Consider the following 26,249-nt stretch of genomic DNA (forward strand, 5'->3'; position numbering starts at 1 on the left):
CGGCCCGCTCTTTCGTTTGTGTTCCTCAATATGCCATCGAAAATCCTGTTGAGCGTTACCTCAAGTCGATATGCAAACAAACGCTCAAACTTGCTGGCTGCTCTAGGCCAGAGGAGTGCTGGTCACGTGAATAGAAATCATCGCCAATCGGTCAGCCAGGGTTTGGGTCCAAGAATTGTTTTTGCGGAACGAAAGTGCTCCGGCAGCGTTCTATGCATATGAACAATCGCGATCAAACCAACCTCTCAGTGCGCGGAAGCTGCGCGCGCTCGGTACGAGACATGCCGTTGAAAGGCTGGTTTGACATTCTTCGGCGGACCTTCGCCCAGGTTCAAGCTGACAATGTGTTTCTGATCTCTGCAGGCGTTGCCTTCTTCTTTTTGCTGGCTCTGGCTCCAGCCTTGACGGCTTTCTCGGCGATTGCCAACCTCCTGATCCCGCAAGCGGCCGTGCAGGACTTGGTAAACGAGGTTGGAACCATCCTGCCTGAGAGTTCCAGCCAGCTCATTAAGGACCAACTTGAAACTGTATTGGATGAACATGAACGGCAGACGGCTCTGACGTTGAAGGCTTTCTTTGGCTTGGCCCTTTCATTCTGGGCGGCGGCGGCCGCTGTGCGGGCGATGATGACAGCAATCACCGTCGCCTACCGAGAGGATGAGGAGCGGTCGCTTTGGGAATTCCACCTCACGGCACTTGGTTTGACGATCGCGGCACTGGTGATTGGTTTGGTGGCCGTAATTGCGTTTCTCGCTCTGCCAGTTGCCTTATCGCTGTTGCCGCTGTCAGGAAGCAGTGAGTTAATTGCGCGGTTCTTACGCTGGCCGTTGCTGATCGTTGCGGTCATTGCCGGCCTGTCGATCACCTACCGGTTCGCCCCGTCGCGCCGGCAGGCAAAAGCACGTTGGGTCACAGTTGGCGCTGTCGCCGCCGCGCTGATGTGGATTGCCGGCTCTTTGCTCTTTACGACCTATGTCGAGAAAATCGCCAATTACGAAGAGATTCACGGCGCGCTGTCGTCAATCGTCGTTCTCTTGCTGTGGTTCTGGTTTTCCGCAGTGGTCGCCATCTTCGGCGCCGAACTCAATGCCGAGCTGGAACACCAGACGAGCGTTGACACCACAGTCGGCAAAGACCGCCCAATGGGTGAACGTGGCGCATACGTCGCCGACCACCTGGCATTGGATCATGAGGCGTGAGGGTTGTTTCCGTTTCCGATAATCGATCGGCTCACTAAGTGATGACGTGTGAAACTGATGGCCCTGGCTGACATGAAACGGCATCGGGGGTCGGTTCGGAGCGATCGCAGTTTGCTTACCAGGGCGCGGATTTGGAGTGAAAATTCACCACGACACACTATAAGTCATTGAAATAATTGGTGACCCCGACAGGATTCGAACCTGTGACCCTCAGATTAGGAATCTGATGCTCTAATTGAGTCTTGGCGATTTTTCGCAAAATACGTTTACATAAATGGCGGAATTCCAGCATGTAAACATTTTATCCCGCTTCGCATCTCACTTTGTAAACTGATTTGGTGTGATCCAGTTGTGATCCAGATCGATATTTATATTTTCATATCACATTTTGGTTTCCCTTCGTTCGCCGATCGGTTTAGCCTTTTGATGGACAGAGAAATCGGACCGAAGGCAGGTATCAAATTGAGTGAAAAAATTGATGGAAACAGTATCAAGCGTGCCAAGAAGGCGCTGCTTGCGGGAGAAATGAAAATTACCCGCGATACCTTGTGCAGCGGGTTGGCAATCAAGGTGAATGGAAAGAGCGCAGCTTGGTATTATCTTACGCGCACTCGAAATCTTAAAATTGCCCCGTTGTCAGCCTTCGGTCCTGAACGTATCGACTTTTTGCGCGTACTTGTTTCCCGAGCTAAGGCCGTTGAATCAGAGCATGGTGATCCTTCCCCATTGTTAAAAGAAGCTGTACTTGCTGTTACGGTTGATGAGGCTGAAGCAAAAGCTGCTGTAAAATCAAACCAAGCTTGGAAGTGGGAGACACTCCGGAACGAGTTTATAAAGTTTATAAGCGCAAACAGGTCTTCCGCTACGCTGATCACTTATCGTTCGAATCTTGGAGCTGCCAAAAATTCTCAGCTTGAGGCGGATTTTCTTCCTCTCAAGGGGAAGCCTGTTTCACTAATCACGTCTCAAGACATCCTTGAGGTACGAAACAATATTCTTGAGAGAGGGAAAAACGAGCACGGAGAATATGTTGGGAATGTGAGGCAGGCCAATCATTCGCTTAGTATTTTGAAGTCTTGTTTCCGTTTCGGTTTCGAAAATCATAAGAGCTCTGGTCTGACCGCAAATCCAGCAGCGCCGGTGCAGGCCTTTACGCTTTCAAAGAAACAAAAAAAGAAGCTGGCTATTGCCGCAAGAGGCAAAAGGCGCCCACTCACACAGCTCGAACTCGGGAAAATTCTTCTTTTCTTGGAAAATTGGCCAAACCATTCAATGCGTCTCGCCACTGTTCTGCAAGTTATGACGGGCCAGCGGATTGAATCCGTAATTGCTGCGCCGAAAGCTGAAATGGCGGAGTCTTACCAAGGGGCGCCGTTTGAACTCGTTTGGAAAATGGACTCCGATAAGGCTGGGGCAGACCGATCAATTCCACTGGCTGATTATGCTGCTAAGGCAGTCAAGACCGCCTTGGAGCTAACACGTTCCGACAATCGTTTTCTATTTCCTCAGCAAAGGCCTCGGCGCAAAGGCGCTATGAGCAATGGTCATATGAGCAAGCGCGGCGCAAATGAAGTTTGGCATGCTATCCGGGCAGAGGGTGGCCCACTTGATTCGTGCCAATGGAATGTTGCAGGCCATGACTTGAGACGTGCCTTTGTCACTCATATGAAAAGTGAATGGCGTTTGCATAATTTTGAAAGCAAGGATGCAACGGATCTAATTACACACGCTGATGAAGGTGCCGAAACTACCTCCGAATTGATTTACGACATTGATGAACATCTGCAAGAAAAGTGGCGTATTATCAGGGCTTGGCAGTCTTTTGTTAGTACTGGTTACAGCTATGCCATCGAGGGTATCGCTGAGGAAGAAGCTCAAGAACGATACATTGAACATCGCCTCATTCGCGAGAGGGAACTTGGTATTGCAATCTAGAAAGGCCTAGCCTAGGTCGACCTTCTAGTTTGTTGTGTATCGATAACCACAAGCGCTTCGCTTCCCCCTCCCGCATCGCCAAATGATGCCCGGAGCAGGGGTAGCTCCTCCTTGTAGAGCCCGTGCCCCGTCAGCGAGTAACCGCGCGCTGAGGGATTTCCTGGATACCCTCCTTCGAACCGTGTTCTACCTCTTCGATTGACCTCTTTGAGCCGCCCACAATCGGATGCCATCAGCCGCTCTCCGATGAATGCCATGACGGACGCCGTCATCGAGTTCCCTATTGCCTTGTATCGGGGCAAATCCGCGAGTTGCATTTCGTCGATTGTCGGCACTAGGGTCCATTCATCTGGAAAACCTTGAAGTCTCTCGCATTCAACTGGTGTCAGCCGTCGAATCCGAAGCGTTTCCTCTGCTTTGGCGGTGACAACTGGGGTCGCATTGTTCCCGGAATTCAAAGTATCGAATGTTGGCGACCCTTTTTCGGTAATATTTGAGCTGCTGTCTGTTCCTTGTTGTCTCCCCGTTGGGAATTCGGTTTTGTGCGTGTTGTCGAAATCAACGCCGCGTACATTTTGCGAGGTAACTCCCGGCCAAGGCGAAGAGACCGATCCACAATTCCCTGGGCCGCTCTTGGGCTCAAAAAGTATGTCTCGGGCACCTTCTCCTCCAAGATCGCAGACAGCGAACAAGCGTCGACGACGTTGGGGGACTCCGAAAAATTGAGAGTCCAGTACCCTCCAGGCAATGCTTCTTCCGAAGGTTCCAAGCACATGACCTGAGTTCGGCCATGTGCGCCCTGGTGGGAACAATTCACCTCTGGGTTCTCCAGCGAGCGCCGCCATGATACAGCCGAACGCGTTTTCGGCATCATGCAATGTGCCCGGAACGTTTTCGAAGACGATGTATCTTGTGCCATTGATTTCCTTCATTCTTTCAGCGAGTTGGCAAAATGCGAGTGACAGATTGCCCCGCTCGTCTCGCAGTCCCTTGCGCATGCCGGCGACCGAAAAAGCTTGGCAGGGAGGTCCTCCTTCAAGAACATCGACGTGGCCGAGTTCTTCCAAGTCCTTGTCAGTGATTTGAGTGATGTCGCCGAGATTTGGGATCTGAGCAAATCCCGTTTCGGGAATGCTGGCAGCGCGCCTTATTACTCTTCGTCGGTCAGTAATTTCCTTGCAAACGGATTTGAACTCATCCAGTTGCGGTTTGATGATCTCCAGCCGTGCCTTTGTGTCGGCATCCAGATCATCCTTTTTGGACAATTCGGCAAGCCGCTGATTGCTGATGCGCTTGAAACGATGATCGCAGGCCGCTCTCCGGAGCCCTTTCGCCGCCTTGCCCAACCTTACCTGAATGTCAGGCGCATCTGGCTGAGGCATGTATTTGGGGCGGCCAGTCCCCAGTCGATGGTGCAGCACCCAGCTGCATTCAGGATTTGGCTCCGCATAGGCCGCGAACTCAAATCCAAATGGTCGCCAGGCCACCGAGGCTGATGAAATTCCAGAAAATGTAGAAAATACGCGCAATCAGTTAGTCCATTTCTCGGGAAGTTATAATTGACCCGAATGGCCTCTATGTTTCCATATTGTTCTTTCCGGCATCCCCATCTATTTCGGTTCCCTGTTCTCCAAGAGGAAATGCCTTCAATGGACCCAGACTACAAGTGAGACCAGTTCTGCAACTCACTGGCCGACCGGTCCATCTGACCTATTGCTTTCTTTAAGTATATCTGGCGGAGTTGCCGCAGTCAGCCCGTTGACAGTGGCGTATTCTCGACGGACCATTTTGGAAGACTTTGCCGAACCCCTGTCTTCCTACGGATATTCCAGATGAGCGCACACCCAGAAGCCTTCAATTTTTTGCGCCATCGCGCCTATAGGTTCGTACAATTGAATGGAAAAGACCGCGAGAAGCTGCTCAGGTTTTGCCGATCGACTTTGGCCGAGGATGGATGGCAGCTCTCAAGCCGGTCTGGACTGTCTACTTCCGATATTCGAGCGTTGCCCAACAGCGTCACGGACTGGGTGATCAAGAAATACAATCTACCTCGGAAAAATCCAAAACCGAATACCAGCCGGGAAACACGCGCCGCCAGCGTTGATATGGCCAATGGCTATCGAGAAATGCTCGAAGAACTAGGAATCGAGCCAACAGTTCGAAATGCCACATTCATTCTCGGCTTTTCAAAAAGCACTGTTGCAAGGCATCTCCGGGCCAACGGAGTCTCGCCGAAACGTGACAAGAAAATTGAGAACCTGCCAGCGAAACAGCGCAAGCTTGTTCGAATTCTGGACGAGACCTTTCCCAAGGACGGTTCAGCGCTGATCAAGGCAGATGACCTGGGATTTGCGCTTTGGGACAAAGTGCAACTCGATGTTCATGTCAGAAAACCAGAACATCCCAAATCAACATTGTCGACACGGCGGAAAAGGCTGAATGGTTACCTCGACAAAATCCAAACAGCTCGCCTTGGGTACCACTTTTTTGTGCACGGAGATGTGGTCGCGGTCAGCCGAGGCCGCCGTTTCAAACCGGTCGAAGAGGTAAGGGATTGGATCAAGGAAGAACAAAAGCGCATTGGATTCCTGACCGTTCGTATACCAGCGATCAAAGAAGACTATTTCTGGGAAGACCCGTGGGTTCAGGATATTCTCAAGTTGTACAAGTTGGTATTGGATCCAGGCATCTATTGTCCCTCTGAATTGTATCCACTTATGCAAGTCATGCACTTAAAGGGGCAGATGTTGCGGGATCCAGAACCAATTTACAATTGCGCACTTGCGGCGCTGAAACACTGCACTTGTGTAAACCAGGTGCCAGATCTGCTCGTTAAATTCTCGGACAATATACCTGACCATGAAACCGCTGGCGTGGTGAAGCATATCGGAATTGTCCTTGGAAACTTCTGGCAAATCACTGGTATGGCTGACTGTTCGCAACAGGTCCTGAAAGATGTCGAATTCCTGTTGAGGTTTGAGGATACATTAAAGGAGGAGCACCCAGAAAGCTTCGCAAGGCTCATGTATCTGAAGGAAATCATCACTTCCGAAGAGGAAGACGTGGATGAGTTCCTGCTCCACTGCGAGCGATGTCGCGAGCTTGAAAAATCCGGGAGCTGGAAAGCGCCTGGCGCGTCTGAGCTCGAGAAACTGACTGGAGCTTGTTGACTGCGTTGTTTCGAAACTCGAACTATCCATTTTCGAGGTGCGTTCGAGAAAACTTCGAGAGATTGTTCGAAAAACGCTCTTATTTCCAGTGTCTTATCGAAACATTTCGAACTCCTGTCCCGTTTTCCTAATATAGAAGAAATAGGGGAATATGTGGTCGCGTCTCACGGAAAAGGCGGCTCAAGGCGGCAGAATAAGTCTGGCTCCCCTCATATGAGCAGATGCAACAGTGAGGGGGCCTTTCCTTTTGGGGTTTCCGCTTTCCGGAATTGGGTCATCTGCTGTCAAGAATGCCCTTCATGAGCTTGTGAAGCCCAGAAACTTCGAAACTCGAAACATCTGTATTCGAGGCTGGTTCGAGATTTTTTCAAATTGCTGTTCGAGAAACAGCCCATTTTCCATAGACTTATCGAAACACTTCGAGCTGATGTCCCGTTTCTCTAATATAGAAGAAATAGGGAATAGATAAGTGGCTGTAGCAGCTGATTGCGGCCAATCACCGTTGATGTTTGCTGATACTCCTGACCCTGCCCGACATTGAAGGCATGCCGCAAGTATGGATGGGCCGACCGTCAGTCGTGCGGTAATTCCGCCGGCGGTTTGCCCGCTGCGACTCCGTCCGCAAAACTCTTCTTATTCGCCAGTTCCCGTTGGTGAAAACCACTCGTATTCGAGGATGGCCATGCAACCTGGACAAGGAGAGGAACATTGGATCGAGCTTTTTTAGTCACTCCGATTGAAGAGACCCTGGTTGAACTCGGTCATGATTCCGACGAACGGTGGTGCATCGGCGCTGTCGCCGGGTTGCAGTTTTATGATTACGATTGTCCTGACGAACGTAGTGGTAATCCAATCCGTCCAGTTGCATTTGAGCAGTTGGAGTTGGTGCGGCAGCCAGACAACAAAGAAGATCCAAATGCGATAGAAGTCCGCTTCCGGAACGGCACATACAAGCTCGGATTTGTCGATCGTCTTCTCGCAGTCGGTCTGGCTCATCGCCTCGACAAAGGGCACTCCGCAATTGCGTACGCGATCAGCGGAGGGGATGGAGAGCCATGGTCCGTCAAAATGCTCATCATTGGCAAAGCGGTCTCAAAGAAAGTCTGGCGGCAAAACCGCAAAAGGAAAAACCGCGAGATCAGAGATGAAGCGGATCGGCTTGTTGAAGAGATGCTTATGGCTTCAGCTCCCGCGAGGTATTCGCCTATAGATCTGGAACAGGCCGAGCGCCGCGGCAAGCGCTTGAACCAGGCGGTATCCACGCTCTGGCAGTTGATACCCGATGTTGTGCCAGACGCACTGAAGAAGGTGCCACGGAGCATTAGAAAAGGGCATGTCTTTGAGCGTTGGAAAGATGTTCCGGAAACTTTGAAAACTAAAAACGGCTGGGCAGAACTGGAGCGTTCAGTACCAGGAAAAACCGACGCCCATGCAACAGTTGAATACACCAGCCATGGGCGACCAAAAACAGCGCGTCTCTACAACTACAAACAAACAAAACGCTATCGGCGGCGTGGTCCGTCAGTCTGATGAAGTCAGGCGGTTAGTCCACAAAGTTTAGGGCCTCAATCCCTTCGGCGTTTCCGCCGGCGGTTTGCCCTGGTCGGCTCCTCCCAGCACAATCAATCCAATGGTAGGGCCCTTCTTGTTGGAAGGGAGCCAGCAGAGGGCGGTAACTCCGTTACTACCCAAACTGGCAAGGGGGAGGAAGATCCTGCCCCCGTTGACCCCCACCATGCGCCATGGCGCTTTGAAGGAGAGTTGCGTGAGTGAAGTGGAAGCCGTTGTTAGGAAGAACGACAATCGCCGCAGGTCCGAGTCCCGGAAACGCACGGCGACTGTTTCCACGCGGCTTCTCCCAGCAGAACGGCAGGCAATGGACAGGGCGGCTGAGGCAGCTGGTCTTGCCATTGCGACCTGGGCGCGGGAAACCCTGCTGAAGGCCTCAGGGGCACCCGTTCCTCCCCGCAAGGCTGCACGTACCGATCTTGCTCGTGCTGTCGGCCGATGGACGGGTCAGATCGGTCAGATCGGGAATCTGCTCAACCAATTGACCAGGTATGCGCACCATGGAGGTCTTGTAGATCCGAGGTCATTACAGGAACTGACAGCCTCGGTCCGAGAGCTGCACACCACCGTGACTGACTTGGAAAGCGGGGGCGAGAAAGCGGGGGCATCGTGATTGCCGGTGTCGTTCGTCACGCGAGAACCGCACGGGATGCGCGAGCGCTCGAAGCCCATCTCTTAAAGGCCGAAAATGATCCGCGTGTACATGTTCTGGCTGGAACCCTGGCAACGGACCTCTCTGGTGCATTGGCGGACATGCAAAGGCTCCGGAACGCGACCTCAGCCGATGCCGCAGCGCTTCACATCCATCTGAGCCCCTCGAGATCAATGTCCGACGAGGAACTCGTCCATGCTTCGGAGATTGTCATCCGTCATTTTGATGCTGAAGGTTATCCCGCCGCTTTGGTCATCCATGACAAGGAACGGCAAGGCGGGGAGGGTGATCGTCACGGCCACCTAGTCCTGGGCCGTGTATCTCCGGAACTCCAGGTGATGGAATCTGGATTTGAAAAAATCCGCTTGGAGACAGCCGCACGGATCATCGAATTCGAGTTGGGAGAGGCTCCCACGCTCGGCCGCCATCACAAATCAGCAGTCAAATGGCTCAGAGCCAACGGGCGGGAAGATATTGCGGACTGGCTGGAGCAGGCTCATGGGATCCAGCCAGCCAAACCACACTCCGCTGCATCGCCCGACAGTCGGCAAGGGTTGGTACGGCAGGGCATTGATCTCCCGGAAACGCGATCAGCGCTCAGAACCGCCTGGGGTGTAGGTGGACCAGAAGCTGTTCGTGACGCTGGTTTTAAAATCACCGATGGCCGAAAGGCCGGTGTATTTATCGTCTCACGAGACGGCATTGAAATCGGCGCGCTCGACCGTCTGCTCGGGGAAAAACGGGCTTTGGTCCGAACGGCGATGGAAGCAGAAATTGCCGTAAAGACCGCCGAAATTTCAGAAATCTCGAAAAACAAACGCATTTTAAGGCCTGTAGAGACACGTTCCTCGGAGTCAGAGGGTGATCCATCACGGAAAAAACGCTGCTCGAAAAGAGCTCTTGCTGCGGCACACGGATTTTTGGATCGACAGGAAGTTGAGTTGACCGAGGAGATCACGGTCCTGTCCCGTCCAGTGCCGCTACCTGATCCCAAGGATCTGGTGGATACCCGGAACAAACTGAAAAAGGCGGCGGATGAGTTGGCCCGCTGGGACAAACTTCACGGTCCCCGACTGGCTGAGCTGCGCAAGAAAACACAAATGCCAAAGCCTGTCGGGTTCTTCGCTTGGGTGACAGGAAGGAGCGGTCGCTGGGAGCGTGCGTATCGGGAGGCCACTTCATTGTTGGAAGAGCGAGCACCACTCCAGACAAAAATCCAGGAGGCCCAGCGGATCGTGCGCGTGCTGACGACGGTGCAGGAAACCCGGCAGCTCAAACAGGAGGCTTCGAGGCAAAGGCAACGCGAGCGGCATAAGGACGTTTTAGATCTTATTCCCCATGCCCGGGACGTGCTTTCCGAAAATCCTCGCATTGCCCTGCGGGGTGGCAAAGCTCTCGCGAAAGCTGCGAGAAAGAGGCGGCGACAGCATCTGGAAAGCGATGCGGTCCATGTTCAGGAAAGCGGGTTTGTCGCTACCGTTGAGTTCAATGGACGGAGCTGACATCTGATGGCCATTCAGATGCCGGCATACCGATGCATGTCCTGCATCCCTGCCGGCCGACCTATTCTTCTGAAAGGCTCAGTTCCCCTGATTTGGCAGAAAATCCCAAATCGGGACGCGTTTTAAGAGCCGTGGAGTGCACGTCAGGAGTTCCGATGAGGGTAGATAGCCCAGAAAACATGTCTGAAACCGCAAACGCAAGGCGACGTAGAAAGCACCGCCGATCGTGCCTGGGCCGTCTGCGGCATGCCTTGCTCTCAGCACTCCGAAAACACCGCCGGCGAAAACGTTCGATTGCTCTCTGGGTTATTCTGATGGTGTTGGCAGGGGTCTCCCATCTCCCTGTTTTCCAAATCACCATTCCAGACCGGCGGAGGATACTTGATGGACGAAACAACAGCAGAACGAATGCGGAAAATGCCCATGAAGGCACTGGTCAAAAAAGTCACTGGCGCCCGAGACAGGGACTATCTGAAACTTCCGGAAACAGAAGAGATCTGGAATCGCTTACCGAGCGACTTGGAGCTGTGGTTCGGGCTCATCATGAAAGATCTGGAAGACCCACTCGCGCTGAGATGCGGTCCTATCGACAAATCCGACGACGGCTATTTTGAGATTTGGAGAGCCAAGCGCGATCGCTATTTTCCAGAAACACGGCCCGGGTACCAGCCACCTCGGGACAGCGATGAGACCTCAGACGATGAAGATGGCGGGGGGAGCGACGAGGACCCGTTCTCGCCAAAGCGCTGAACGTCGGCACTCCCTCTTGGCATCCTCTGCGGCCCGTTGAGAGAACACAGGAAGAACATAAGCCTTCTCGTCGGCGATTATAAAATGTTTCAAACTGGACAAAAGAAATCCCCCGGCAGAGCCGAGGGTCTTTCCGCTTATCTGGGTGCTTACATCAGCACCTGTGATGAAATTAGTTTGTTACCTGCGCTTGCTTAAAACCAGCGATCCGCCGCCGCGTTTTCATTGTGTGGGTCATAGTTGTCGAAGCTAAATGGAGCATTCGCTTCCCATGAACCTGGCCGTTTTTGGATTGATGAAGCGTAGTGAAGCAATGCCTCTGTAAATATTTGTGATGTAGTCCCATAGAATTCCGACAAATCCTCAAGCCGTTCACCGGCAGGAACGGTCAAGATCACTGTTGCGGTTGGCTCGATCTCTGTTTCGAGCATCTCTGCCAGAGCCACCGCTTCGTACCAAAGGCAGCGATATAGTATGTCTACTGGTGTGATTTCGACACTCTGATCTGGGATCAGACGATTTATCATGGTCTGGTTCCATAGCTCTCGCATCGCCGAATAGTTTGGTTCACAGGGAACGGGTGCTTGCCCCGGTTTATTGGTGGGCCTGTAGTTTGGCAGCAACTTTTCAACTCGTTCAAAAATCGCAATAAACTCTGGCGGTAGGATAATACCTTCCTTCTGAAATTCATCCACGATCATTCGGATATTTTCGACTGTCTCGGTGATTTTTGGCAATGATTTTCAACTCCGGGTGTGAAGTGGTGAGGCAGAAAACTGCCCCTGATTTTTAAGGTCAGGTGATTTCTTGGACGTTTTCGATGCTGGCAGCTTCGTAAAGTTCCTTTGCGAGCCAGCCTTGCCCGAAATAGTCGATAATGCTGGCTACATCGCGGACTACCTTGGCCCGTCGCACAGGACGCTCGCCTATCCATTGCGACCGTTCCTCGATCAAGCATACAAAGCTGCCGCCCGACGTTTTGTAGAGCTCAAGCTCCTCCCAACGCCCTCTCTCACCGCTGTAATTGGGATGTTGACTTTCCGGATTGGATTCAGCGGTTGCGATCCGCTCTCCAATGAAGCGTAGGTCGGGCCCGTTGTCGTGCGCGATTACATATTGCTTTTCCTCTTGATTCATTAGTAGTCCTTTTCTGATGAGCGTATTTTTCAAATTCGCCACCCGTAAAGATGACGATAAAACAATTATAGACCCAAAAAACGCAATATTAAAGTTCAATATAACAGAAAATTACTTTTATATATTACATGGTTAATGAATTTATATGAAAATAATCATTCAAGGATTCAGTGTATACTTTTAAAGGATTCATTTTTACTATCAAGGATTCAGTATTGGACTTCAAGGATTCGATCTGGATTGGGCGAAAGAGATGGGAGCATTGCGCAAGGATTCAGCGTCAAATTTGAGCGAGGAAAAAAGAAAGGGGATAGTGGCAGCTCGTCAGGAAGTGCGTTTGCCAGTCACCGATGGAATTTACAGAGAGCGCCAATTAGTCCAGCTAAGATGAAAACATTGATGATGTGCCATCACCAAGGAGAAAGCCGGTGGCCACGTTAGAGCTTGGCCAATCGGAGATGCTCTAATGGAGTTTCAGAGAAAAATTGCGGCTAGGACGAAGATCGTTAAAATTTCAAAATTCAGGGAATTATGGAATGGAAATGTCTCACTTACTATCGTTCCAAATTCTGTACTGCGCACGAATCTAAAGACAGGTTTGAGCGTTGCGAAAATCGTGAAGGGAAAAACCTTGTGTACAATTTAACGGCGAATCGAACAAAATAAGAACAAATATTGATCGCTGAGTCGGCTCATGACAAACTGTCAAAAATTGACACAGTTATGGGGGCGATTTGTGGGTCAATCCGATCTGATGAAAACTGAGTTCACCAGGCTCCGCGAACAGGCGGGCCTTACTCTCGAGGAGGCCGCAAGAGTTATTCTTGTTTCTCTCAGGTCTGCCTATCGATACGAAAGCGGTGAGTCTTCGCCTTCTGCACTTGCTATCGAGATGCTTCAACTCATCGCAAAAAGCAATCGTGATTTGGAGGCAGAGCCACGCTTCAGGTTCATCGACTTGTTCGCAGGGATCGGCGGCTTACGTGTCGGATTCGAGAATATTGGAGGGAAATGCGTTTTCACGAGTGAGTGGGACAAATACGCTGCCAAGACCTATCAGAAGAATTTTCCGGAAGATGAAGAGCACGTTTTTGCGGGAGATATTCGCGAGTATACTCACAATGAAGAAGCGCTAGACAAAATTCCAGACCATGATGTCCTGCTTGCTGGCTTTCCCTGTCAGCCGTTTTCTATTGCCGGAGTATCGAAAAAAAATGCTCTTGGGCGTCCTCACGGATTCATGGATGCGACACAGGGAACGTTATTCTTTGATGTTGCGCAGATCATCCAGCACCACAGGCCAAAGGCATTTCTCCTAGAAAACGTTAAAAACCTGCAACGACACGATGGTGGCAAGACATTCGCTACTATTATGAATGTTCTCGAAAATGAACTGCAATATAAGGTCACGGCGAAGGTTGTCAGCGCGAGGCCGTGGGTGCCTCAAGGCAGAGAGCGCATATTCATTGTCGGTTTCAAAGACACTGAAACCGAGTTTTCCTTTGATGATCTGCTATTCCCTCAAGGTTCAGCTCCCACGCTGGACAGCATTCTGCTTCCGAAAGTGGAGGAAAAATACACGCTTACACCCAAGTTGTGGCAGTACCTTCAGGACTACAAGAAAAAGCACTCCGCAAAAGGCAACGGATTTGGCTTTGGGCTTTTTGGCCCGAAGGATGTCGCACGAACACTGTCGGCGCGATATTACAAGGATGGATCTGAAATTCTCATCAACCAAGGGCCTGATAAAAGGCCGCGACGGCTTACACCGAAAGAGTGCGCCCGCTTGATGGGTTTTGAGCGAGGCAATCGCACTTGGGACATCCCTGTTTCTGACACGCAGGCCTACAAACAGTTCGGTAATGCTGTTGTGGTCCCGGTTGTCGAGGCTATAGCTGAGGCGATGAGTCCCTGGTTATCTAAAGCACATGCGACTGGAGACACATTACTCCCTCAGACATCTGCGGAGGAAGGGAAAGCTGTGGTCAATGCCTGACATTGTTCCTGCTGATGTTCGCAGCCGGATGATGTCCCGGATTCGGGGCAAAGACACAAAACCCGAGCTTATGATACGGAAAGCATTGCACGCTGCTGGCTTCCGCTACCGCTTACATGACAAAAAACTCCTTGGAAAGCCAGATCTCGTGTTCACGGGCCGCAAGGCCGTCATCTTCATCCATGGGTGTTTTTGGCACGGGCATGACTGTCACCTCTTCCGACTTCCAGGCACAAGAACAGAATTTTGGCGTGAGAAGATCAAGCGCAACAGCGAGCGTGATGAGATTGTAGTCAAAAAGCTAACAGATGATGGATGGCGTATCGGGATCGTCTGGGAATGCGCCTTAAAGGGGAAGCATAAGAAACAGTTCAACGAAATTCTTGATGAGCTATCAGGATGGCTTTGCTCAAATCAAAAAGTGATTGAAGTAAGGGGGGCAAGATGATCGGGTGGGGCTGGTTCTGTCCCTTTTTCTGCCCATCCTTAAAATTACGACGGCCCCGTCCGAGACATTGGAGTAGGTGAAAAAACTTTGCGAATTTAAAGCACATCTCTGCTTTAATGTACGCGGCGCCAGCCCCTCAAACGTACTCGTGTTGGCTCCCTTGATTGGGTTTCGTTAGCAAGTTCGGGTTTCCGGACCGATATGGAATAGCGATCTGAGCCGGCAGAGCCCGAGAGAACCATCAGGTCGCCGCTTACAGCCCCAACGGCCCTGAAAAACTTCGTCAAGTGGGTGATACGGTATTCGTCCCGAGTGCCGCCATTTTCGTGCAGCTTATTGTTATAGTACACGTATCTAACGCGCCAAACGGTCTTCTCATCATCGACCAACTCCAGCCACGCATCAGGATTTTTCTGGTCTGGATCTAAATACGGCAGCAACGCCAACAGATCGGTCTGAGATTTCGGAATATGGATACCTGCCTGATGTCCCCCGGTTTCACCGGTATCGTTGGCAGTCAGCGTTTTTTCGAATGTTTGATTGCTCATACGTTACTTCTGATTGGCTGGATTGAAAGGGCTCGTTGAAGATCATCGGAATCGCGAGTGGAAATGGGTACCGCTTCATTACCAAGCTGGCGGCGCCATTCAGATCTATCAATCATTACCCGTTCAACAGTGTCTTCATAATAAAGCCGGTAAACGTAGACGGGTTCGTTCTGCCCGCGACGATGTGCCCTCGCACTGGCCTGCGCTTCAAGTGCGGGATTCCAAGCTTGTGTAAAGTGGATGACTATGGTTGCAGCTGTGATGTTGAGGCCAGCACCTGCCGCTTTGGGGTTTAAAACGAGACACCCTGGACCGTCGTGCCGGGTGAACCTGTCGACAATATCCTGACGGTCTTGTTGTGGTGTAGACCCGTTAATCGCGCCCCAAAATGCTTCCGGCAGTCGTCCCTCGGCAGCTTCTTGGACAATGGCTCCGCAATTGTTGAAAATTGCGAAAAGCAATACCTTCTTTTTGTTCCGAAAGGCCTCGTCCAAAATAGCGATGGCGCGTTCGACCTTGGGGGTGACAAGTGGCACCTTGCCTAACGAACCGATTTCGGCATCTTCGTTCTCATCGAAGCCCCCGGATCCCTGAAGCCAAGGATGGGCACAGAACAATTGAAGCTGTCCTGTAGCGACCAGATTACCTGCTACCGGATATTTCTCGACAGTTTCCCTCAGGATCTCTTCATAGCGCATAGACAACTCATCTCCGAGCTCCAGCGGGATATCGATGTTGATGCGTTCTGGAAGGTCGTCGGCAACGTCCCGAACTTTACGGCATAGTACGATTGGATCGGTGAGATGCGCCAACTCACGCGCCGAAGCTTCTGTGTTTGGGAAATCACCTTCAAAAGCGGTCCTGTTACCCAGCAAGCCTGGAATTGCGATGTCAGAAAGCGACCAAAGGTCAAGCAGAGAAGTCTCTACTGGAGTACCCGTCATAGGAATCGCGCGTATCCTCGGAATCCGCGCGATAGCTTTCCTCCTTCCGGAATCCGGGTTCTTCAGCGCCTGGGCCTCGTCGCATATTAGCCAGGACCAGGTCATACCTTCAAAGAGCGATTGGTCGTTCACCACGGTCTCATAGGTGCTTAGAACGACCTGCGCCCTTTGGAGACCCGAAACGATCCCGGATCTTTTCGGCCCACGATGGATGAGTACCGAAATCTCAGGCGCAAATTTAAGAATTTCGTTCCGCCAGTTTGCAATCAGGCTTGTGGGACAGATGATCAGTGCGGGTTGATCTGGTTCCGGTTTTTCGCACAACAGCAACGCAATTATCTGGATGGTTTTCCCTAGCCCCATCTCATCCGCGAGAATCAGGCCACCCGTATGCCGGATAGTCTGGAGCATCCACGCAACCCCTTGGGCCTGATAGGGAAACAGTTGCGCCTTCAGGCCAGGAACATCCGGACTCGCTGTAAACTCGGTTGCGGCTGACTGCGCCGGCTGAAAAACACTTTTGTCTGCACAAACCGGGATATCAGGGTTTGGAAGCCGCAGCAGGTGGATGACTTCCGGAAACTCGATTAGGTCGGAAATGTCACGTCCGAGCATTGTGCGCAGGACCACAGGGGTATCGTGCGGGAGCGGACGGATAATGTTTCCGTCCAAGACCCAGTTGTGTCCGAGGCTAAGCGCCTCCCATTGCCTTTTTTCACCGCGAACCATCCGTGTTCCGATCAGGGCAGCTTTGAAACCCTCACTGGCCTTGGAAAGTCGAAGCTCGGGTTGAACGACGCGTGATGACAGTTCTCGACCTGCTGTGGTGGAAGCGCTCAGTTCTCTGAAATCTGCTGACAAAGACAATACGTCGTTATCCATGACCGAGCCTTTCAGCCAACTCTTCCGGTGTCCACGGGACTGGGCGCCGTGTATGTAAGGCCCGATGACAATTGGGGCAAACAGGGATTAGATCCAATGCTGGATCGTAGGCCCTCGGCTCTCCTGCGAGAGATAATGGTTGGACGTGATGAACCTCTATGATGGATCCAGCCTCACCATACTGCTTCATTGGATCCAGATCACAAATTTTGCATACGGATCCGTGCACGCGTAGGCAAAGCAACCGGTTCCGGGGGTTTCTCTCACGCTTTCTCACAAGCGCGAGTTTCACCGCGCCTTCGATCAGCAATTCCTGATCCGGAGGGCTGATTTCCTCTACTGCGTCATATCCATATAATTCGGCCATCGCCGCCAGGATCGGAATAACGAGCTCCCGACACGTCTCTATGATCCCGTCGTCTTCAAATCGCGCTTCAATACCTCGCTTTTCCGCGAGAATCCTGAAATCTCCGCCATCCACCAGCCAGTTATCAAGGCTCTGGCCGCCGCTAAACGTGACTTGGGCGTTCCTTGCGACGGCGGAAACAAGGGCTCGTGCGAGTTGAATTTCCTCGGGCTCTGCCCCTTGTATTTGACGTATGGTCTCGGCTGCGAAATTCCCAAACGTCAATTCTGCAACCATTCGGTGAAGTCCTGTCGGGCGCAATACGACAATCGGGCTGTTTGAGCGCGACAGGTCGGAGAACCAGAGCTTGAGGCCAGACTGAAGGCCACTTCGGTCCTGTTCCAGGGCAATCCCGGCACCGGTACCTTCTTCCACTTCACGGCGGATCAGAGCCTGTTTCGCTGCGAGCATATTAACCTTCGTTTTCGTCCTCTTCGGTGGTCATATCCTCTTCGTCAGGAAGTGGAACTTCGCGGAGCAGCTTTTTAAGGTTTGTCGATATTTCGTTGCGGATATCTTCAAATATGGGTTCCAGCTCTAGGTTGGTATTGTTCTGTTCAGCAACTGCAAAGGCCCATAACAGAAGATCCATGCCCTCAATGGCGTAGCCGCTTGCCGCAGCCCGCTGATAAATCTTGAGGTAAAAATCGTGGTGCTTGTTGATGCGCACGCCCGGAACAAAGATCGCGTCAGCGCCGCTACGCATGGCTGGCTCCCAAAGATCCCCTGACGTGATTGTTTCGACTGCTTCAACGTGAATGCTTTCCGCATTAACGTGTGTGTCAACCGGCACTCTCAATTTGATGCCGCTGCCGCGATTGTTGCTGAGTGTCGCGGTTTTTTGCGTAGCATCTGCCGATTCCACGGCAGGTTTTTTGGTTGAAGGTGTGTTTCCGATCGCAGTATTTGCGCTGGCGTGATCGACACCCCGCTCTACCACTGCGGCTTTTTCCTTTCGGCGATACCGGTTTCCGGCTTCCCGGTAGATCGGCTGCAACAGCGTTTTAAGCGCTTCTTCGAGTGCTGGATCGAACAGGATCTTTGATTTCTTCACGTCAACCTTGAAAGCCTCGTCAAGCTTGTGACCGAAATCAAATTCGACCCTCAACAAAGAGGTGTGGGGTTCGACAGCGCCGAAAACACCCAGCCAGCCTCCCCGTTGAATGACGCGTCCTTCGCGGTGAATATAGAAGCCCTGACCTCGGTTCGTGATTTTGGCGAGATCCTGCTCTTCTTTTGAAAGATCGCGTCTGTTGGGAAGGATCCATGCTTTTATGTGAGCACGTTCAACTGAGCCGTCTTCAAGCTCAATCTCTAGTTTCTGTTGCGTAGACGGGAGCACTTGGTCTGCTTTTTCGGGGAAGAACGGATTCCAGGGAGCTACATTCTCGCCGTTTACGGTGATTGTGACGGCACGCTCCCTGTCGTCAGCGACATCAAGAAACCGATAGTAGATCAGCGCAGTGTGCTCCATCAGGCGTTCGCCCAGGCGCCGAATGGCTGCCTGTTCACGAGCACCACCTGGATCGTCATACTCCTTCGAGAGCAGTCGGTCGCATTTGGACCAGATAACAAGAGTGCCTTTGTCGCCACAAAGCTCTTCAAACACCTCATGTTCGTCAGCTGTCATTGGCTCCCGAAGCATTTCCCACTGGTCCTGTGCCTCGACATGTTCGAGGTCCCAGGAAAGCTTCGCGAATTCCGCGTCTTTCGACTGACGGGAAATCACGGTGTATTTTAGGCAAACTGAACTCGAAGCAGTCTTCAGGCCGAGGCCGAATTTTCCAAGGCTGGCCAGATTTGCGCGCGCGGGCGCGCCGTATCGCATTGCGTCGAACAGTATTTGGCTGTCCATTCCGTCGCCGTTGTCACCGAAAAATACAAATTTCCGGCCGTCCTCAGCAAGTTCTATCCGGATATTCACTTCGTTAGCATTTGCGGCAATCGAGTTGTCGATGATGTCAGCAGCAGCCGTATTAAAACTGTAGCCGGTATCCCTGAGGCCATAAATGAGTCTCGGGGCATCTGGCTGGTTGATAAGGTCGCTCACATCTGTGTCCATTTCGTTTGAATGATCGGTTTCGACTGACGGCTCAATTTGGAAAAACGAAGCACAACTATGACGATATATTTGCGCGTCGAGATTGCCATTGTCCAATGTCAAATTCTACAATCTGAGATGTTTTTCAAAAGTCGACGACATTCTCGAAGTCCAATCGTTTGCGTGGTCTGCTAAGGCTCCTACCGTCAGAGTTCAGCCCTTTAGGACTATGTTCAAAATCTTCAGAAAGGATTGGCCGGGCCGTATTGGTTCTTTCAGGATGTATCTGCAACGTTACATGCGCCGACCCAACATGCTGGTTGCCAAGCTGTGAATTTCGTCTCTCGCTGGCAACTATTTCCAAAATACAACTATGAGGATACTCTCGGCGGGTAATGCTAACGCAGGGGAGATTCGCGTGAGGGTCAGTAGCCTCAAAATTAAGAACTTCCGGGGCATCAAGTCCGCAGAGCTGTTAATGCCTCAACATGGCGTGTTGATTGGCGATAACAACACTGGAAAGACGACTATCCTTGAAGCACTTGATTTAGTTCTCGGGCCCGATCGCCTGAATCGTAGACCGCCTATTGACGAGCACGATTTTTTCCAAGGTACGTACCACCTGAAATCTGCCGAACCTCGTCCAGATGTTGCTGAAGAACCTGACGACGGCGACACGGAGGAGCCACCTGCTGAGGAGTCTGCTGCTGAGCCACCCAGAATTGAGATCGAAGTAACGGTTGCCTGCCTGACGGAGGAGCAAAAAGGGAAATTTGGGGACTACATCGAATTCTGGGATGGGGTAACCAATAAGCTTTACGACAAGCCGAACCCAGCCGGTGTAGATGCGGACGGTATCTCCGAAGCACTTCGCGTCACTTTCATTGGCTCGTACGATGCCGAAGAGGATGACTTTGAGGGAAAAACTTACTTCACTCGTAGCATCACCGAGGGTGACAACCCCGAGCTATTTTCTCGGAAACACAAGCAGGTGTGTGGTTTCTTATACCTGCGCTCCCTTCGCACTGGCTCACGAGCCCTCAGTCTGGAACGGGGAAGTCTGCTCGATATCATCCTGCGCCTGAAAGAAGTTCGGCCACAAATGTGGGAGGCTACCCTTGGCACCTTGTCTGACATCTCAGTTGCGAGCGATCCGAAACTCGGCATCTCTCCAGTGCTCGAGAGTATTAACGCGGCACTAAAGAAGTACGTGCCGAAAGAGTGGGGCGTAGAACCCCACCTCAAAGTCTCCAATCTCACTCGTGAGCACCTTCGTAAGGTGATAACTGCGTTCATTGCTACGGGTGACGGAGATCATGCGGCGCCGTTCTATCGGCAGGGCACGGGCACCATCAACATGCTTGTCCTAGCGATGCTATCCCAGATCGCCCAAGACAAGCAGAATGTCATATTTGCCATGGAGGAACCCGAGACCGCAATCCCGCCCTATGCGCAAAAGCGTATCGTTCACGAAGTGAAGAAGCTCGCGTCACAAACGCTTTTCACGTCCCACTCCCCTTATGTGTTGGAAGAATTCGCGATCGAGGAGACGATTGTGCTTGGGCGTAATGAAGAAGGTTTCATGGGCCAGAAGGCCATCTCCCTTCCGGACAATGTGAAGCTGAAACGCTACCGGCAGCAGTTTCGTACTCGCTTTTGTGAAGGACTTCTTGCGCGCCGCGTCCTTGTTGCGGAGGGCGCGACGGAAACCTCGGCATTTCCCGTTGCGTGTCGCCGCTTGGCCGAGCTCGATCCCGATACATACGCATCGCTTGAAGCCCTTGGAGTGTGCATTGTTGATGCAGGTGGTGAAACTGACATCCCTGGTGTGGCAAAGCTCTACCGAGAACTCGGGAAACGGACCTTCGCGATTTGCGATAAGCAGAGCGATGCTAACAAGGACCTGATCGAAGCGCAGGTCGAGTTGCTCTTGATGCACGATGAAAAAGGCTTTGAGGAAATGGTGTTGAAAGGCACCACTGAAGCCGCGCTAAAGCGATTCGCTAACATCATCGATTGGCCCCAGGATCTAGCTCAGAAATATCCTAATCCAGAGGAGCAGGCAGCTGCTGCGCTGGCAGATTATTTCGCTAAATCGAAAGGGAATTGGGGCATCGCCGATTTTCTCGCGCAATGCAGTGAGGCCGAAATACCCGATTGGCTCCGTGAGGCGGCAATCAGGCTGAAAGACGTTTGTCTTCCTGCTGTGCCAGATGCTGGCGAGGTTGCCGCACCCGCCGCCGAGGGCTGTTTGGAAGCCGTTGCTGATGAAGCTGACTAAGGGCCAAGAGGATGTCATGGGCGCTGGTGGCCATCTCCTGGTTACCGGGGGGCCGGGGTCGGGTAAGACTACAATTTCCATCCTCAAAGCGGCGCAGCTCGCTGAGCGAAACCTTCGCCCCGGTCAGAAAATCCTATTCCTAAGTTTTGCCCGGGCGACCGTCTCCCGCGTTGTCGAGGCGATCGAGTACGAACAGCAGATACCAGCAGCTCTGAAACACCTTATTGACGTTGAAACCTACCATTCCTTCTTCTGGCGCATCCTGAAAGCCCATGGCTACCTCATTGGTTTGCCTCGGCGACTTTTCATTCTCACTCCACCTGGAGAAGCCATAGCTCTTTCCACGACGCGGTCGGCTTTCCCCGCCCGGAACCTTACGGATGCGCAAAAAGAAGCGAAAAAGGCAGCGGAAGATACGGAACGTGCGCGCCTCGCAATGGACGAGGGTCGGGTATGTTTTGACCTATATGCTCCCTATGTGGGTGATCTTCTCCAGGGCAGCGAGCGCATCCGACATCTTATCGCCAATATGTACCCCGTCATCATCTTTGATGAGTTTCAAGATACTAACGAGGCGCAGTGGCACGTAGTCCAGGCTCTCGGCGAAGTCTGCTGCCTGATAGCCTTGGCGGATCCAGAACAACGCATTTACGACTGGATCGGTGCTGATCCTGCTAGGCTCGATCATTTCCGAGAGGCTTTCACGCCGACGGAGGTGGACCTCAGTACAGACAATCACCGAAGTGCCGGAACCGAGATTGCCCTATTCGGCAATGATGTGCTTACCGGGAAATTTAGGCAGGATTCATATAAGGGCGTCGACTGCGACGTATTCGACTCATTTCCTGGTCCTGCGATGACTAAGCTAGTAACCACCGTTTACAAGGCGAGAAAGCGCCTCGTGGATGCGGATATCAACGGCTGGTCGCTTGCTATCCTTGTTCCAACAAAAAAAATGACGCGCTTGGTATCCGATGTGCTCCGCAACCCCCCGGCCGACATGCAAGATGTTCCCCACTCCGCAGTCATCGAACTGGAAGGTGCCATTTTAGGAGCTGAACTCATCGCTCTTCTCATGCAGCCACCCAACGGCCACCATTTCGAGCAGTTCATCGACCTCATTTGCAACTACTATCAGGGTAAGGGCGGCGATGAGCCGACGCGGGGTGCGCTCAACCAAGCTGCGAATATCCGGAAGGCTCACGACGAATGGCTAGCATGTCAGGCGGCGGGAAAGGCGCTCCGGCGGAACAGCATCCTCGTCAAAATGATTGCTGTCTTCGAGCAGGCCTGTGCCATTGCCATGACGGGCGATCCTGACAAGGACTGGCGCAACGTGCGGCGGGTGCTGGAGGGTGGGGGATGCGTCCGTCTAAAGGAGATCGCCCGAGAAGTGCGCAATCTTCGGATTTTGGAGCGCGGCACCCAGCTTCGCCAGGAGTTGTCCCAGGATTGGCGCGACAATGGCGGTTACTGCAACGCCTTGGCCATCACGCGACAGGCTTTTATTAAGGAGCATTTTTCGACGAACGCAAAACCCGAGTCCGGTGTCGTCGTGATGAACATGCACAAGGCCAAGGGAAAGCAGTTCGACGAGGTCATTATCTTTGAACATTGGCCGATCAAGCGGAAGGGACAACCGCCATATAATGGCGACCGTATCGTGCGTTTTAATTCCAGGGATCAAATTGACGATCAGACCCGGCAGAATTTCCGTGTCAGCGTTACACGAGGCAAACGGAAAACAACAATCTTAACACCGAAGAATGATCCCTGTGTGCTGCTTCTTGCAGGCGATGAATAACAAATTGTCGACACAGTACGTGCAAACGAGAGCATCGTGCCCCTTTTAATTAAAGGCAGAAAGTCTGATCGACGGACTGTAAAATTCACGTCTGCATTCACCGCGGCACGCGAAAAGTCAGAATTGCGCTTTCGGCTCGAATCCGAAACTGGCACCTAATATCATTTGGCGATCCTTCGAAAATTCAAGGTGTAAATGGCTGCATTGACTCGATGACACTTCTGCATCGTGTGTGATGCCGCTGTGATTTCGCAACGTGATTTGTATTTATATTCAGATGTAAACTATTGATTTTAATAATAAAGTTGGCGACCCCGACAGGATTCGAACCTGTGACCCTCAGATTAGGAATCTGATGCTCTATCCTGCTGAGCTACGGGGCCTATCGCTTGCTCGAGTATCATGAATTGTGCGGGATGGCGAGTGTTAAGGCAGGTGGGCCCGGATCGGCAGATATTTCTACAGGAAATCCGTGTCTGTCTTAGGTGCGCCGTATTTGCCGCTTAGCCGAAAGGAAGGGCTTTTCGGTAAGGTGCGCTGTCAGAGTCTTCTGCCTGCCTTTCAGGTCAGAAAACAGGAGCGCGGAAACTTTAGAGAACAAGGGAGGGCGTACCGTCGTGGCTTGCTGGCAACGACAATTGTGGACGGGTGCCGTGGTTGCCGCGTTCTCTGTCTTACTTGCCACCAGCGCTCATGCCGAGCATGGCTCCTGTATCTCAGAAAACGTCGTGCCTGTCCCGGTCGTTGAGGCCGGAGAAACTGGTGTATTTTCAGATTCCGCCGGGCAGCACTACTACGCCAGTGAAGTCTTGCCTGTTTTGGCGGGCGGGCATCAGAGTGTCGGTCCGACCGCCAATGAGGCCAACTTTCAGGCATTGCCGATTGGTCCTAAAAACCGCTGGCAAATGACACCTGCGATGATCGTGAGGAATGCGAACTCAGCTCCGGTGTTGTTTCAAAAAGAACTTCTGGCCGCGGGCGAGGCGATTTTCATGCCGCAAGCCTCCGGTGCTGCGTGCGCAAAGCTCCTTCGCGAGAGTGAACAAGCTGCGCGCCAGGCTGGGCACGGTCTGTGGGGGCAGAACCGTGCTGCGCCGGTATACTGGGCGGGCAATCCGAACCTGCTGCTGGAAGCTGCTGGAGACTATGTGATTGTCCAAGGCCGGATTGTTTCCCTTGGAAAAACCCCGCGCACCCGCTATCTGAATTTTGGAAGGTACTGGAAAACGGATTTCACCGTGACGATCGCGCGCAGCGAAGAGGACGCGATTGCCACACATCTGTCTGAGATCGGATTGTCATTTGAGGACCTTGCTCAGAAGGCTGTCGAAATTCGCGGTGTTTTGGATGTGAAAGATGGGCCGCTCATGGCGTGGGATCATCCAGAGCAGCTGATTGTTGTCGAGCAAAAAAGGGCAGGTCGTGACGGCCAAAACCGGGACTGAAAACTTGGCTGATATACCGGCTTCTGTTCCAATAGGCAGCAGGCTTGGTAAGCGTTTGAAGGCGCGTTTGCGGATGGCTGTCCTTGCCGGCGCGGCCCTTGCGCTTGCCGGATGCCAATTGCTTGGCGATGGCACCTCGGTTGGAACTGTCGCGCCTGGCACTCTTCGGCCAAGCCTTGCAGCAGACATCGGGGCGCGGGAACACCCGCGGGTCGTGGCGACCTATGGGGGCGTCTACGAAGACCCCGGGGCGGAGCGTGCCGTTGCCAGCGTGGTCGGCCGTTTGGTTGCTGCTTCACAGGATCCGTCGCAAAGCTACAAAATCACTATTTTGAACTCCCCGGCGATCAATGCCTTTGCGCTTCCGGGCGGGTATCTTTATGTCACGCGAGGTCTCTTGGCCTTGGCCAATGACACGTCCGAAATGGCGGCGGTGCTGGCTCACGAAATGGCGCACGTGACCGCAAATCACGCCATCAAACGCCAGCAACGGGCAGAAGCGCGGGAACTTGCAGATCAAATCCTAACTGATGTGGTTCAGGACACGGAAGTGGCCCGCAAGGCCATTGTCTCCTCCCAACTGTCCTTCGCGCGTTTTAGCCAGGTTCAGGAGCTTGAGGCGGACGCAATAGGTGTCAAAACTCTGGCGAAAGCCGGGTTTGATCCGTACGCGGCGGCCCGCTTTCTGCGGTCCATGGCTAAATTTGCGCAATACCAAACGGCTGGAAAAGAAGGCAGTTCAGCACCCGATTTCCTGTCTTCGCACCCGTCTACGCCCGAGCGGCTTCAAATCGCAGTGCGCTCTGCGCGCCAAATCGGGGCTCCTGGTATCGGTGAGCGGGATCGCACCCGGTACCTCAGCCAGATCGACGGTATGTTGTATGGAGATGACCCCCTTGAAGGGTTTGTGCGTGGAAGGTCCTTCCTGCACAAGGCGCTAGGCATTGGTTTTACGGTGCCGTCCGGATATATCCTGGAGAACTCGCCGGAAGCAGTGCTTGCAAGCAATGGATCTGGTACGGCGATCCGCTTCGATGGGGCTGACGTCAGCACTTATTCTAGTCTTGCCGATTACATGACGTCCGGCTGGATCAATGGACTGTTGCCACAAAGTGTGCGCGAAACAACGATCGGTGGTCTGCCGGCCGTGACAGGTGCTGCCATCACCCAAGGGTGGTCCTTCCGGATAGCTGTGGTCCGGATCGGCAAGACCGGATACCGGTTCATCTTTGCAAGCCGGTCTCCGTCGGATCAGTTTGACCAGGATTTCCGGAGAACGATTGAGAGCTTCCGGCAATTGACGCCGACAGAACGTGCGCGCCTGCGATCTCTCAGGATCAAGGTGGTGACCACTCAGGCGGGCGATACGCCGCGGAAGCTCGCCGTAGGCATGAGCGGTGTCGAGCCGTCCCGGCGTCTGGAATTTTTCTCAATTCTGAATGATCTGAGCCCGAACGAGCCAATTCCGGCAGGGACTTCGGTCAAGCTGGTTGTAGACTGACCACCTCGAGAAATACAATCAAAAAAGCCCGGGCGATGG

General features: G+C 52.6%; 20 protein-coding genes, 1 tRNA gene and 1 pseudogene. 14 read left to right on the plus strand and 8 right to left on the minus strand.

Annotated features, from left to right (window positions below; all coding sequences use genetic code 11):
• The first annotated feature begins 218 nt into the window (after positions 1-218).
• Together RBB44_RS20485 and RBB44_RS20490 are read left to right on the plus strand one after the other, a co-directional pair.
• Positions 219-1,199: a YihY/virulence factor BrkB family protein gene (locus tag RBB44_RS20485; protein WP_306149777.1), complete on the plus strand. Its 981-nt coding sequence runs from the start codon at positions 219-221 to the stop codon at positions 1,197-1,199.
• A 351-nt stretch (positions 1,200-1,550) separates the two neighbouring features.
• A complete protein-coding gene (locus tag RBB44_RS20490) occupies positions 1,551-3,134 on the plus strand; it encodes a tyrosine-type recombinase/integrase (protein WP_306149776.1) in 1,584 nt (527 codons plus the stop codon).
• Positions 3,135-3,145: 11 nt separating this feature from the next.
• Here RBB44_RS20490 and RBB44_RS20495 read toward each other — a convergent pair whose 3' ends face one another.
• Positions 3,146-4,663 (minus strand): DNA cytosine methyltransferase, encoded by a 1,518-nt coding sequence (locus RBB44_RS20495; protein WP_306149775.1) that lies wholly within the window; start codon positions 4,661-4,663, stop codon positions 3,146-3,148.
• A gap of 303 nt (positions 4,664-4,966) precedes the next feature.
• On the opposite strand from RBB44_RS20495, the gene RBB44_RS20500 reads away from it, so the two are divergent.
• From RBB44_RS20500 to RBB44_RS20525, 6 genes and pseudogenes are all read left to right on the plus strand, one after another.
• Positions 4,967-6,304 (plus strand): hypothetical protein, encoded by a 1,338-nt coding sequence (locus RBB44_RS20500; protein ID WP_306149774.1) that lies wholly within the window; start codon positions 4,967-4,969, stop codon positions 6,302-6,304.
• 804 nt (positions 6,305-7,108) lie between these two features.
• A pseudogene (locus tag RBB44_RS25560) lies at positions 7,109-7,270 on the plus strand (hypothetical protein); the annotation flags it as partial.
• Positions 7,271-7,372: 102 nt separating this feature from the next.
• Complete coding sequence (locus tag RBB44_RS20510; RefSeq protein ID WP_306156149.1) at positions 7,373-7,834, plus strand: hypothetical protein; 462 nt, start codon at positions 7,373-7,375, stop codon at positions 7,832-7,834.
• Between the two features lie 235 nt (positions 7,835-8,069).
• Complete coding sequence (gene mobC / locus RBB44_RS20515; protein ID WP_306149772.1) at positions 8,070-8,486, plus strand: plasmid mobilization relaxosome protein MobC; 417 nt, start codon at positions 8,070-8,072, stop codon at positions 8,484-8,486.
• On the plus strand, positions 8,483-10,027 hold the full coding sequence (locus RBB44_RS20520) for a relaxase/mobilization nuclease domain-containing protein (RefSeq protein ID WP_306149771.1): 1,545 nt from the start codon (positions 8,483-8,485) through the stop codon (positions 10,025-10,027). The genes mobC and RBB44_RS20520 overlap by 4 nt, the downstream gene beginning before the upstream one ends.
• 384 nt (positions 10,028-10,411) lie before the next feature.
• Entirely contained in the window at positions 10,412-10,777 is a 366-nt protein-coding gene (locus tag RBB44_RS20525) for a hypothetical protein (protein ID WP_306149770.1), read from the plus strand.
• A 194-nt stretch (positions 10,778-10,971) separates the two neighbouring features.
• Here the strand turns inward: RBB44_RS20525 and RBB44_RS20530 are convergent, their stop codons facing one another.
• Both RBB44_RS20530 and RBB44_RS20535 read right to left on the minus strand, forming a co-directional pair.
• A complete protein-coding gene (locus RBB44_RS20530; RefSeq protein ID WP_306149769.1) occupies positions 10,972-11,514 on the minus strand; it encodes a hypothetical protein in 543 nt (180 codons plus the stop codon).
• A gap of 58 nt (positions 11,515-11,572) precedes the next feature.
• Positions 11,573-11,914 (minus strand): hypothetical protein, encoded by a 342-nt coding sequence (locus RBB44_RS20535; RefSeq protein ID WP_306149768.1) that lies wholly within the window; start codon positions 11,912-11,914, stop codon positions 11,573-11,575.
• Between the two features lie 736 nt (positions 11,915-12,650).
• Here RBB44_RS20535 and dcm point away from each other — a divergent pair.
• Entirely contained in the window at positions 12,651-13,910 is a 1,260-nt protein-coding gene (gene dcm, locus RBB44_RS20540; RefSeq protein WP_306149767.1) for a DNA (cytosine-5-)-methyltransferase, read from the plus strand.
• A complete protein-coding gene (locus tag RBB44_RS20545) occupies positions 13,903-14,358 on the plus strand; it encodes a very short patch repair endonuclease (protein ID WP_306149766.1) in 456 nt (151 codons plus the stop codon). Before dcm ends, RBB44_RS20545 begins: the two co-directional genes overlap by 8 nt.
• A 113-nt stretch (positions 14,359-14,471) precedes the next feature.
• Here RBB44_RS20545 and RBB44_RS20550 read toward each other — a convergent pair whose 3' ends face one another.
• The 4 genes from RBB44_RS20550 to RBB44_RS20565 are packed head-to-tail and all read right to left on the minus strand — an operon-like array spanning position 14,472 to position 19,188.
• Positions 14,472-14,906 carry an EcoRII N-terminal effector-binding domain-containing protein gene (locus RBB44_RS20550; RefSeq protein ID WP_306149765.1) on the minus strand — a complete coding sequence of 145 codons (435 nt, stop codon included), beginning with the start codon at positions 14,904-14,906 and terminating at the stop codon, positions 14,472-14,474.
• Entirely contained in the window at positions 14,903-16,732 is a 1,830-nt protein-coding gene (locus RBB44_RS20555) for a DEAD/DEAH box helicase (protein WP_306149764.1), read from the minus strand. Before RBB44_RS20555 ends, RBB44_RS20550 begins: the two co-directional genes overlap by 4 nt.
• Positions 16,725-17,549, minus strand: coding sequence for an HNH endonuclease (locus RBB44_RS20560; protein WP_306149763.1), 825 nt, complete (start codon positions 17,547-17,549; stop codon positions 16,725-16,727). The genes RBB44_RS20555 and RBB44_RS20560 overlap by 8 nt, the downstream gene beginning before the upstream one ends.
• A 1-nt stretch (position 17,550) precedes the next feature.
• The gene (locus RBB44_RS20565) at positions 17,551-19,188 is read right to left on the minus strand and encodes an ATP-binding protein (protein WP_306149762.1); all 1,638 of its coding nucleotides are present in this window, start codon (positions 19,186-19,188) and stop codon (positions 17,551-17,553) included.
• Positions 19,189-19,597: 409 nt separating this feature from the next.
• Between RBB44_RS20565 and RBB44_RS20570 the strand changes: the two genes are divergently transcribed.
• A complete protein-coding gene (locus tag RBB44_RS20570) occupies positions 19,598-21,460 on the plus strand; it encodes an ATP-dependent endonuclease (protein ID WP_306149761.1) in 1,863 nt (620 codons plus the stop codon).
• Positions 21,447-23,264: an ATP-dependent helicase gene (locus RBB44_RS20575; protein WP_306149760.1), complete on the plus strand. Its 1,818-nt coding sequence runs from the start codon at positions 21,447-21,449 to the stop codon at positions 23,262-23,264. Before RBB44_RS20570 ends, RBB44_RS20575 begins: the two co-directional genes overlap by 14 nt.
• A gap of 306 nt (positions 23,265-23,570) precedes the next feature.
• Here RBB44_RS20575 and RBB44_RS20580 read toward each other — a convergent pair.
• Positions 23,571-23,647: transfer RNA gene (locus RBB44_RS20580), tRNA-Arg, on the minus strand.
• Between the two features lie 270 nt (positions 23,648-23,917).
• Between RBB44_RS20580 and RBB44_RS20585 the strand changes: the two genes are divergently transcribed.
• Together RBB44_RS20585 and RBB44_RS20590 are read left to right on the plus strand one after the other, a co-directional pair.
• Positions 23,918-24,709: a hypothetical protein gene (locus RBB44_RS20585; RefSeq protein ID WP_306149759.1), complete on the plus strand. Its 792-nt coding sequence runs from the start codon at positions 23,918-23,920 to the stop codon at positions 24,707-24,709.
• Positions 24,710-24,782: 73 nt separating this feature from the next.
• Positions 24,783-26,210: a M48 family metalloprotease gene (locus tag RBB44_RS20590; protein ID WP_286183874.1), complete on the plus strand. Its 1,428-nt coding sequence runs from the start codon at positions 24,783-24,785 to the stop codon at positions 26,208-26,210.
• The last annotated feature ends 39 nt before the right edge of the window (positions 26,211-26,249 follow it).

Source organism: Roseibium sp. MMSF_3247 (genome assembly GCF_030733765.1).
GTDB lineage: Bacteria > Pseudomonadota > Alphaproteobacteria > Rhizobiales > Stappiaceae > Roseibium.